This window comes from Sphingobium phenoxybenzoativorans, assembly GCF_001757355.1.
In the GTDB taxonomy this organism is placed as follows: Bacteria; Pseudomonadota; Alphaproteobacteria; order Sphingomonadales; family Sphingomonadaceae; genus Sphingobium; species Sphingobium phenoxybenzoativorans.
Genome location: NZ_MINO01000010.1, coordinates 107984 through 118690, shown reverse-complemented (window position 1 = coordinate 118690; position 10707 = coordinate 107984). Strand labels below are relative to the sequence as shown.

The following is a 10707-nucleotide window of genomic DNA, read 5'->3' as shown; positions in this document are numbered from 1 at the left end:
GGCGGCGATCGGGGCTTCGGCCAGCGCTTCGGGCGAAAACAGCGCGGCGAAGCGCGGCTCCTCTATGATGCCCAGGGCATGATCGATAATCCGCGAACGGTCGTCCGGGTCCGGAAGGGGCGCGACGGATTCCAGCCAGCGGTCCGCCGCCGCGCGCCGATCGGCGGGGGCGATGGCCGGAAGCCGTTCAAACAGGGCGTGGAGCCATTTGCCCCGATCCGCCGCAGCGCGCATGGCAGGGCTCGGCGGAGGATCGGGCGTGTCGTCGTCCACCGGCGCGGAAGGGGCAAGCGGACGCGGCGGGCGGGCCTCGACCGGAGCGGGAGTCCGCAGCCAGGCAGGTTCCGCCATATCCTGACGTGTAACGCTTTCCTTCGGCTCCGGTTTGTGGGGCGGCAACGCCTCCCTGCCCCGCCAGTGGCGGACAGCGCCCCAGAGAGGATCGGCATCCCAATCCGCGCCCAAACCCTGCATGGCCCGGTCGACGGCGGAGAACCAGCTTGTCTCCGGCACCACGCCCTTGCACCGGGGACCGAGCGAGCCGGTGACGACCAGCTTCTCCTCGGCGCGGGTCAGGGCGACATAGAGCAACCGGCCATGTTCCTGCCGGTCGTCCCGCGCGGCCGTTTCAGCGGCGGCCCCGATCGGGCCAGCGCGTTCGGCCTTGCGCGGCGAGATGAGCGGCAGACCCTCCCACTCCAGCGCATCGCTGCGATTACCGGCCTCCGGGTCATGCGCGGCGTCGGCGAGGATGACGATGGGGGCCTGCAGTCCCTTGGCGCCGTGGACCGTCAGCAGGCGGACGGCATCCCCCTGCGCGGCGGCGTCACGGACGATATCGACCTCACCCCGGTCGAACCAGTCGATGAAGCGCTGCAGCGAAGGCTGCCCGTCGCTTTCGAATGCAAGGGCGGCGTTCAGCAATTCCTCGATGGGATCGGCCGCCTCCGCCCCCAGCCGGTGGAGCAGTTTCCGGCGGCCCTGCATGGGACCGGAGAGAATGCGCTCCAGATAGCGATAGGGCGTCATCAGGTCCGCCTGCCCGAGCAAGGCGCGCAGCGGGTCAAGCAGCGGGCTGTCACCCAGGGTCGCGCGCAAATAGGTCCACAGCCCATCCCTGCGCGGCGCGGCGCGGGCGAGAAGGTCCTCCTGGCTCCAGCCTATCAGCGGAGAGACCAGCAGGTTGGCGAGATTGAGGTCATCCTCCGGCTGCACGGCAAAGCGCAGGGCGGCCAGCAGGTCGCGCACGGCGAGCGGCGCGTTGAGGCGCAGGCGGTCGATGCCCGCGACATTGACCCGCTCCTCATAGAGACGCGCGACGATGAGGCGGGCAAGGTCGCTGCGGCGGCGGACCAGGATCATGATGTCGCCGGGGCCGACGGGACGCCCCTTGCTTTCCAGCATCACGCCGTCGCGCAGCCATTGCGCGATCTGCGTGGCGATCTTTGCGGCCAGCGCGCGTTCCTGATCGGCGAGCCAGTCTTCTGCGCCTTCCGCTTCCTCCTCTGCGATGGGGCCTGCCGCGACGGGTTTCCAGAGCATGACTTCGCCCGGATAGCGATTGGCGCTGACATGCCTGGACGGGACATCGGGGAGACCAAGCCCCTCCTTCGTCAGCACGTCGAGGGTTGCGTCCACAACATCGAGGACCGCCGGCGTGGAGCGGAAGCTGCGATCGAGGGAAAGGTCGTGAAACGGATGATCGACCGAGGCGGCAAAGACCTGAAAACGCTGCCGCGCCCGCTCGAATGCCTGGGGGCTGGTGCCCTGGAAACCGAAAATCGCCTGCTTGAAATCGCCCACGGTGAAGATGGTGCGGATCATGTCGCCCTTCGCGCCCTCCCCCGCGAAGAATTCGGCGGCGAGCGCCTCCACAATGTCCCACTGCACGACATTGGTGTCCTGCGCCTCATCGACCAGAATATGGTCAGTGCGCTGGTCGAGCTTGTAACGTATCCAGTCGCCCATGCCGGGTTCAAGGAGAAGCGCGGCGGCGCGGGCGATCAGGTCGTCGAAATCCACCGCTCCGGCATGGCGCTTCGCTTCTGCATAGGCCCCCGCATAGGCGCGTCCCGCATGGAGGGCCTGCCCCAGCATTGCGGCATAGGCGGCGCGGATGCGCAATGCGACCAGTTCGGCGCAGCGCGCGCCGAGACGCGCAGCGAGATCGGTATAGGCCGGTTCGGCGGCGATCTGCTTGGCGGACGCCTTGCGCGGTTCATCCTTGCCAGTGAGGAAAACCCCCTTGAGGTCTTCGAGCAGCGCTGCGCGGGACATGGTGTCCGCTCCACGCCATGTTCCGATCCGCTCGGCAAATCCGATACCGGTGGCCGTGCCCCAGGCGGCATTGGCGGCGGCGATGCGGGACAGGGCGGCCATGTCGAACGCATCGTCCGAACAGCTTTCGGCGATATGCGCCTCTATGTCGCCTTGGGGCAGGTCCAGCGTCTGGAACAGCCAGCCTCGCAAATCGGCGGGCAGGTTCTGCATGGCGTCCTGCCGCCGGGCGCAGCGCATCAGGAAATTTTCGGCAGCGCCTTCGCCCAGACGCAGGCTGAGGGCCTGTAGCCCTTCGATCAGTGGCGTGTCGTTCCGCGCCTCGGCCTCAACGATCATGTCGGCCAGCGCCTGCCGGGCGAGGAGCATCCGCTCGCGCTCCTCCAGGGGGCGGAAGCCGGGGACCAGTTCAGCCTCAAGCGGGAAAGCGGCCAGCAGTTGCTGACAGAAGCTGTGGATCGTCTGGATGCGCAGGCCGCCGCCGGTCGCCTCCAGCACTTCAGCAAAGAGGCGGCGCGCCTTTTCACGGGCTGATGGGCCGGAGTCCTCGCCCAGCGCCTCCAGATCTGCGAACAGCGCCGCCTCGTCCATTTGAACCCATTGGGCGAGGCGATTGTGGATGCGTTCCGCCATCTCCGCCGCGCCAGCCTTGGTGAAGGTGAGGCAGAGGATATTCTCCGGCGGCACGCCGCCCAGCAACAGGCGGTAGACGCGCGCCGTCAGCACATGGGTCTTGCCGGTTCCCGCGGACGCCGACAGCCAGACATGGGCGTCCGGGCCGGATGCAAGCGCCTGATCGCCGGCGAGCGGCTGGAGAGGGCTGGGTTTAGACATCGGCTTCCCCCCGCCCATACCATTCCTCAAGCCGCATAAGCTGATCATAGTCCGTGTAGGTGGGAATTTCCGGGTTCAGCTTGGCCGTGAAAGGTTCGCCGCCCGTCAACCAGCGCGCCGCCGCCTGCGTAAAATCATCCAGCGCGGCAGAGGTAAATTCATCGGTGCGGATCTTGTCGCGCTTGCCTTCGGCATCGGCGGGCCGTTCGCGATAGCCGAAACTGTCGCCCTTCTTGGCCAGCGACCAATATTCAAACTCGCCGGCGACGCGCGCCTGCCCCAGCGCTTCGAACCCGCCATGTTCGGCGATGAGGCCGAGCAAACCCAGTTGCATGGCGTAGCCCGCCTTCACCATCTTGGCGCTTGGCGGTTTGCCGGTCTTGTAATCGACAATGGCGATGGCGCCGCCGGGCAGGATATCGATGCGGTCGGCGGTGCCCTTCAACAGGATACCGGCGATGTCCGCTTTCCCCTGTTCCTCGACCAGCTTGATCTCGCGCCCTTCCGCCTTGTCCGCCGCGATTTCGGCGGCGATCCAGCGCACCGCCTCCAGCAACTGCGGTTGCCACAGGGCGCGCATCAGCGGATGGGCGTCGGCGCTGCGGAGCAGAGCGATAGCGCGCTGTTCCAGCTTTGCCGGATCACCCCCATCCTCCTCCGCCCATTTTTCCAGGATGGCGTGAACGGCCGTGCCGCGCCAGGCGGCGCTGGGATCGGCATCGATCTGGTCGAGCATGGAAAGGCCCAGAATCTTGCGCGCATAAAAGGCGTAGGGATCAGCCTTCAACCGGTCCAGATCAGTCACGGCGATGTCGCGGGGACGCAAGTCCTGGGGCGGTGACGGCGCGGGCTGGGACGCTGGCTTGTGCTCACCCGGATCGTCCAGATCAGCGAACCGCTGCGCGTCCTTCCATTGCGGACCGGCCATCGCCTTCAGCCGCAGCCAGAAGCGCGAGGCGACAGCCGGTGCGCTGGCGTCCCGGCGGGAGCGCGTGATGAGCACATGCGGCGCGCCGAGACCGCTGGCGAAGTCGTGCGCCGAAAGGCCGATGCGTCTTTCAAGACCCGGAAGGCCAAGCTCCTGCCGGATGCGCGGGGCCAGCCAGGGATCGGGTGCAGGAAGCGCGGGCCATGTGCCTTCGTTCAGGCCGGAAAGGATCATGAGGTCAGCCTGCTGGAGCCGCGCCTCGATCAAGCCGAAGATGGCGATGCGGGGGTGGCCGCCCTGCGGCGGGCGGATCGCAACGCCCTCCAGCAAACGCTCAAGCAAAGCGGGCAAGGACCGGCCGTCGGCATCGCGCGGTCCCTCTATGGCGGCGGCCTCTATCTCCGCGAACAGTTCGGCGGCGGCGTGACCCTGATGCCCGGCCCAGACGCGATCTTGGGTGATAGCGCCCGCGGTTTCGCGCAGGGCGTCGAACAGTCCGGCAAGGCCATCGCACGCATTGAAGGCGCGTTCCAGAGAAGCGAGCAAGGCGCGCGCGGCTGGCCACCATTCCGCGACCTCCGCCCGCAGGCGGCGTTGCCGGTCATTCGCGCGTGGAGCCATCAGGGCATCGAGGCCGGCAAGACCAACGGGCGGGCGCGGGCCGCGCAGCAACAGGTCGAGACGGCGGACATGCTCCAGCCACGCCAGACGCCCCTCCCCCCACATGACCAGCGGATGTTTGAGCAGGGTGAGAAGCGCGACCGGAGCGAAACGCTCGGCCGCCGCCTCCGCCAGCGCGAGGAGCAGAGTTCCGGCGGGTACTTGAGAAAGCGGCTGTCCGGCGCTGTCGTCCGCCTGAATGCCCCAACGGTCGAGGTGCGCGACGACACGGGTAGCGAGCGCGCGGTCGGGCGTGACAAGCGCTGCGGTGCGGCCGGGAGTCTCCAGCGCCTGCCGCAAGGCTATGGCGATAGCCTGCGCCTCCTCCGCCGGCGTGGCGACCTCCAGCGCTTCGACCCCGCCAAGCGAGCGGTCGGCGGTCTGAAGGTCGCGCCACTTGGTCGTGAGCCGGGGCACGAGCATGGCGTTGGAGATATTCCGGCTGCGCACCGCGCGGGCGTCATGCCCCCCGCCCCAGCGCCACAGGGCGACTTCCTCCCGCGCTATCCCCATACGATCGAGCAACAGCTTCAGCGCGAATTGCGGATGGGTTTCATGCGCGCGGCGGCGGCGCCCCGTGACGGGATCGGGATCGAAGGGGCCGATGGCGTCCCATTCCTCCGCCGTCATATGCTGGTCGAGTTCGGCGAGAACGACCTGCCCCCGTTCCATGCGGGAGACGGTGCGGAGCAGCGATGCGATGGCGGGGGCCGTGGCGGAGATTCCCGCCGCGACAACAAAAGCCGGCGGCGGCGCATCTTTCCACCTTGCCGCGATATGCGCCAGAAGCCGGTTGCGCCGGTCGGCCATGTCGATGAAGCCCAGCCGGGCGAGTTCACGGGGCCATTGCTCCATGAGCAGCGAGAACAGATCGAGCGACTTCTGCCAATGGGTAGACAGGTCTCCCGCGACTTGGAGGTCATAGAGGCGCGTGAGGGGAATATCCTCGACCAGCAGTTGATCGAGCGCCGCGCCAAGCGCCTGACCCAAACGCATGGCTTCCCCGGCCTCCACCGGCTGCCCCGCCTGCACGCGCGCCCGTTGCACCAGCCGGGCGAGGATCATCTGGCGAAGCATTGGCGGACAGGCGGGCGGAATATCCGCGCCCGCGCCTATGGGGTCGAGGGCGCTGCCCAGACGCTCGCCCAGCTCCGGGTCTCCAACCGGCACCAGACGGGGAAGCAGCAGGCCCTTTTCAGAGCGCCGGACGAATGCGTCGCTGATCGACCGGACGGCGCGGTTATTGGGCAGGAGAATGATGCCCCTCGCCAAGCCCTCAACGCTGCCGCCAAACTGGGCGATAAGACCGGCGGCAAGGGCATCGGCAAAGGACCGGTGCGCCGGGATCGTATAGACTGCGGGGCGCGCCCGGTCAGCCACGGCTTTCCACGGCCTTTTCAGGCATGGGCCAGCACGTCTTCGACCACAGGGATCGCCTGCGGCGTGCCGACGTCGAACCAGAGACCCTGATGCGAGACGCCATAGGCGCGCCCCTCGGCAATGGCGCGGTTCCAGAAGATATTGGTGGAGAAGGCGGCCGACGGCGGATCTTTCAGCAGCCGGGGCGAAAGGATCTGGACGCCCGTGAACACGAAAGGCGCAATATGCCCCGGCTTTCTGCGCGAAAGGCGGCCTGTGGCGTCCATGTGGAAATCGCCCGGCCCGGAATGGCAGTTGGCGCGCGCGTGCGGCACGACAAGCAGCAGCGCGTCCATGCGCGCATCGTTCCAATGGGCCGCAAGCGTGGCGATGCTGTCGCGCGGACCGTCTATCCACAGATTGTCGCTATTGGCGCAGAGAAAGGGGTCGTCGCCCAGCAATTCCTTCGCCTTCATCAAGCCGCCGCCGGTTTCGAGCAATTCCTTGCGCTCGTCCGAGACAAGGATGGTCATCGCCCCTTTGCGGGTCCTGAGATGCGCCTCCACCGTGTCGGCCAGATAATGGACGTTGACCACGACCCGCTCGATGCCGCCCGCCTCAAGACGGTCCAGCGCATGATCGATCAGCGCCTTGCCCGCCACCTTCACCAGCGGCTTGGGCCGGGTAGCGGTCAATGGCCGCATGCGCTTGCCAAGGCCGGCGGCCATCAGCATCGCCGTCCTGATCCGGGTGCTCATGCAGGCGCATGTCCGGCGAGAGCGTCATGGCGCTTGTCCGCCGGGATATTCGCCGCAAACCATTGCGCGACGGGCGCCAGCGCGGGATGGGCGAGATCGCGTTCCAGCAACGACCACATGCGCGGCAGGAAGGAGAGATAGCGCGGCTTTCCGTCGCGCTGCCACAGGCGGGTGAAAATGCCGATGATCTTCGCGTTCCGCTGCGCGCCGAGCACGGCATAGGCGGCGTCGAAATCGCCCTTCGGTCCGGCGATCCGCTTGTAATAGGACAGCATCTCCGCCTCCACCTCAATCGGCACATCGCGGCGGGCGTCCTGAAGCAGCGACACAAGGTCGTAGGCAGGATGTCCGATCAGCGCATCCTGGAAATCGAGAAGGCCAAGGCCGCGCGACTGTTCGTGCCCTGGGATGAGCATGATATTCTCGGCATGATAATCGCGCAGCACCGTCACCTTCGGCGCGTCATCCTCCTCAACGACCGGCAGAACCGCGTCCCACGCCGCTGTATAGCCCGGCTCATCCACGGTCAGCCCGGCCGCCGGGCAATACCATTCCGTGAGCAGCGCCGTTTCTCGCTGATAGACAGCACGATCATAGGGCGGAAGGTCCGCAGGCGGCAGGCGGTGCAGGTCCGCAAGCAAGGTCACGGCGCGCTCATAGACCGCCAGTTCCTCATGCGGAGAGGCATCCAGATATTCGCGCACGCGGATGTCGCCGAAATCCTCCAGCAGCACGAGGCCCTGGTCCAGATCGCGCGCCAAAATCTGCGGTGCGGCGAATCCCTGACCGATCAGGTGATCGGCGATGGCAAGGAATGGCCGCGGGTCCTCATGCGGGGGCGGCGCATCCATCAGAACCGCCTGCCGCCCTTCCTCCACAATGCGGAAATAGCGGCGGAAGGAGGCGTCGCCGGCAAGCGGCAGGATATGCGCATTGCCCCAACCGGCGCTGGCGAGAAAGGCGGGCGCGGCAGCGGGCGGAGTCATAAGGGGGGCCATCTGTCCCTCCAAGCGAACGGCACCGTAGCTGTCAAGCGCCGCGCGCCATCCGGCTCCACAGCGATGTCGAGCAACAAGGCGTCCGGCCATATCCGGTTTCCCATACGGCCGGGCCATTCGATGACCAGCGCGCCATCCTCCAGATATTCGTCAAGCCCCAGTTCCTCAACATCCTCAGGCTCATCGATGCGGTAGAGATCGACATGGGCGACCGGCATGCGCACCAGCGGCGGATCATAGGGCTGAACAATGGCGAAGCTGGGGCTTGGCGCTTCTCCGGCAAGGCCAAGCGCGGACAGCAGCCCGCGCGTCAGGGTCGTCTTTCCCGCGCCAAGGCCGCCGGACAGGCCGATCACATCGCCGGGCCGGATGCGCGCGGCCAAGGCAGCGCCGATGGCGTGCATCGCGCTTTCGTCCGGCGCGAACAACGTGTCAGCCACGCGGCAGTTCCATGGTCACGACCGTACCCTGCCCCACTTCGGACAGGAGGGTGAGCGTGCCGCCATGCGCCTCCACCATCTGCTTGGCGAGCGGCAGGCCAAGACCAAGCGCCTCGCCCTTGCGCGCGCGATTGGCGCGGCTGAACCGGTCAAAGGCGCGGGCCTGCGCCTTGGCGTCCATGCCGGGGCCGTTGTCCGACACGACGAGGCGCGCAGTCTTTTCCCGCCCGTCGCCATGCAGAAGCACCCGGCCGCCCTCCGGCGAATAGCGGACGGCATTTTCCAGAAGGCGGTCCAGTGCCTGACCGATGCGGCGGGCGTCTCCGGTCACCTGACCGAGCGAAGGTTTCAATTCCACCGCAAGGTCAATCGCCTTCGCCTCCGCATCGGGGCGGACTCGCGCCATCGCCTCGGCCGCAAGCGTAGCGAGATCTATCGGTTTCTTGTCGAGCGGGAGATTGCCCGCCTCCCCTTGCGTGAGGTCGAGCAGATTGTCGATCAACACTTGCAGCCGCCCGGTGCTCTGCATGATGGCGTCGGTATAGTCGCGGGCGGCGGGCGGAAGCTCGCCCGCATATCCCGCCTGCATCATCTCCGCAAAGCCAGTGATCGACGTCAGCGGCGTGCGCAGTTCATAGCTCATCGTCGAGAGGAATGCGGTCTTGAGCTTGTCGGCCTCCTCCAGCGCCTCATTCCGGTCACGCAATATCTGCTCGACCCTGCGGCTGTCCGTCACATCCAGCATGGTGAAAAGCGCATTGCCGTCCGGCAGAGGAATGGCGGCGAAATCAAATATGCGGCCGTCGGCGAAGGCGACCCGTCCGCCGCGCTGCTTGCGCTCAACAGTGGCGGCGCGGACAAGCTCACGGACCAGGCTGGCCTGATGCGGCTTGATAAGGCGGCTGGCTACCTTCTGCATCAGCACGTCGATGCGGGGGTGCCCCGCCAGCATCGCCTCCTCCATGTCCCAGATGCGCCGGAACCGGTTGTTCCACATATGGAGGCGGCCATCGGAGGAGAATACGCCAATCGCCTCGAACAGATTGTCGAATGTCGCGGTACGGACTCGCAGAAGCGTGTCGCGGGCGCTGGAAAGCTGCACATGCTCGGTGCGATCCTCAAAGATCGTGAGCAGGCCGCCATCGGGCAGAGGCTGGGCAAAGACGCGCAAATGCGTGCCATCGGCGAGCAGCCAATTCTCCTCTCGCGCTTCCGGCGAGAGGAACCAGTCGCGGCGTTCCGCGCGCCATGCCGGGAAGTCGCGATGTTCCGGCACGCGCCCGGCCTCCCGCATGCGGTCAAGCACGCGCTCAAACTCCGGCGCTTCGGCAAGATGTTCGGGCTGCAGGGCAAAGAGGCTGGTGAAAGGCTGATTCCAGAAGCGCAGCGAGCGATCCGCGCCAAACTGGGCGACGCCGGCGGACAGGCGATCCAGCAAGTCGCGCTGGGCCTCCGCCAGCCTGCGGGTTTCCGCGCGGGCCTGATCCAGCTCATGCACGTCGATGGCGAAACCCGCGACGCCGGCATTGCCAAGCGGAATGTCGATGACGCGCATCATCCGCCGTTCGCCGTTGATGGTGGCGGGCACCATGCGGGCAAGCGGCTTGCCGGAAGCGAGCGCGAGCGCGGCAGCGTCCTTGGGCGACTGGCCATCCAGCGCCTCGACCAGTTCAATCCCGTCGCCGATCACCTGACTGGCGGAGCGCGCATCGACCGCCTCTACATAGGCGCTGTTGACGAGGGTCAGCCGGAAATCGCCATTGCGGTGCCAGGTCGGCATCGGCGCGGCCTCGATCAAGCCGGAGAGCGATTCGAGCGCGGCGCGCAGATGGTCGCGCTCCTCCTGCAGCGCGCCGATCTCCGACTGGCTCTCGGTCGCGTCGAACACCCACAGGATCACGCCGTCCGGCGCGGCGGTGCCCGGTCCTCCCGGCCCGCCCTTCACCAGCAGGGACCGCTCTGAACCCTGGGCGCGGACTGGCCGCACGAAGCTTTTCCCGGCTTTCTGCGCGGCGACGACATCCTTCGCCAGAAGGTCGGCATCCTCCGGGGTCAGCCCGCCATCAGGCGCGGTCAATTCGGACAGATAGGCAGGCGCGCGATCAAGCCCCAGCCAACGGCCCAGCCGGTCAGGCGCCTCCACGCGGCCATCTGCGCGGACGAGGACGGGAATCGCGGGAGCGGAATGCAGGAGGTTGGCGATGCGCTCCATCTGCGCACGCGCCTGAGCGCCATGCCTGCGCATGCCCAGGCCCGTATGCACCGCCCACACCGCGACGGCGAGCCAGAGCGCCAGGATCGCGCCGATCAATGCTACCGCTGAGGACGAGAGGGCTACCATGCCTGTCCCATCTGATGCTCGCCCCATGCCATCGGGCGGACGTAGCCCAAAGTCGCGGGCGGGTGAAGGCAAAGAAAAGCAAAGGGGCCAGCTTTCGCCAGCCCCTTTCCAA

The 10707-nt window shown here is 67.1% G+C and carries 6 protein-coding genes; all 6 read right to left on the bottom strand.

All coding sequences use genetic code 11. The annotated features are described in order from the left end of the window. Window positions 1-3111, bottom strand: a 3111-nt coding sequence (gene addA, locus BHQ40_RS07995; RefSeq protein ID WP_139139228.1) for a double-strand break repair helicase AddA, incomplete at its 3' end; no start/stop codon positions are given. Beyond that, window positions 3104-6079, bottom strand: coding sequence for a double-strand break repair protein AddB (gene addB / locus BHQ40_RS07990; RefSeq protein ID WP_070154631.1), 2976 nt, complete (start codon window positions 6077-6079; stop codon window positions 3104-3106). The genes addB and addA, both read right to left, overlap by 8 nt. 17 nt (window positions 6080-6096) lie before the next feature. Then, window positions 6097-6816 carry a nucleotidyltransferase family protein gene (locus BHQ40_RS07985; RefSeq protein ID WP_070154629.1) on the bottom strand — a complete coding sequence of 240 codons (720 nt, stop codon included), beginning with the start codon at window positions 6814-6816 and terminating at the stop codon, window positions 6097-6099. After that, window positions 6813-7802 (bottom strand): aminoglycoside phosphotransferase family protein, encoded by a 990-nt coding sequence (locus BHQ40_RS07980; protein ID WP_070154661.1) that lies wholly within the window; start codon window positions 7800-7802, stop codon window positions 6813-6815. Before BHQ40_RS07980 ends, BHQ40_RS07985 begins: the two co-directional genes overlap by 4 nt. Continuing rightward, complete coding sequence (gene tsaE / locus BHQ40_RS07975; RefSeq protein WP_083276769.1) at window positions 7799-8254, bottom strand: tRNA (adenosine(37)-N6)-threonylcarbamoyltransferase complex ATPase subunit type 1 TsaE; 456 nt, start codon at window positions 8252-8254, stop codon at window positions 7799-7801. Before tsaE ends, BHQ40_RS07980 begins: the two co-directional genes overlap by 4 nt. Beyond that, window positions 8247-10595, bottom strand: coding sequence for a PAS domain-containing sensor histidine kinase (locus tag BHQ40_RS07970; protein WP_070154627.1), 2349 nt, complete (start codon window positions 10593-10595; stop codon window positions 8247-8249). Before BHQ40_RS07970 ends, tsaE begins: the two co-directional genes overlap by 8 nt. Window positions 10596-10707 lie beyond the last annotated feature (112 nt).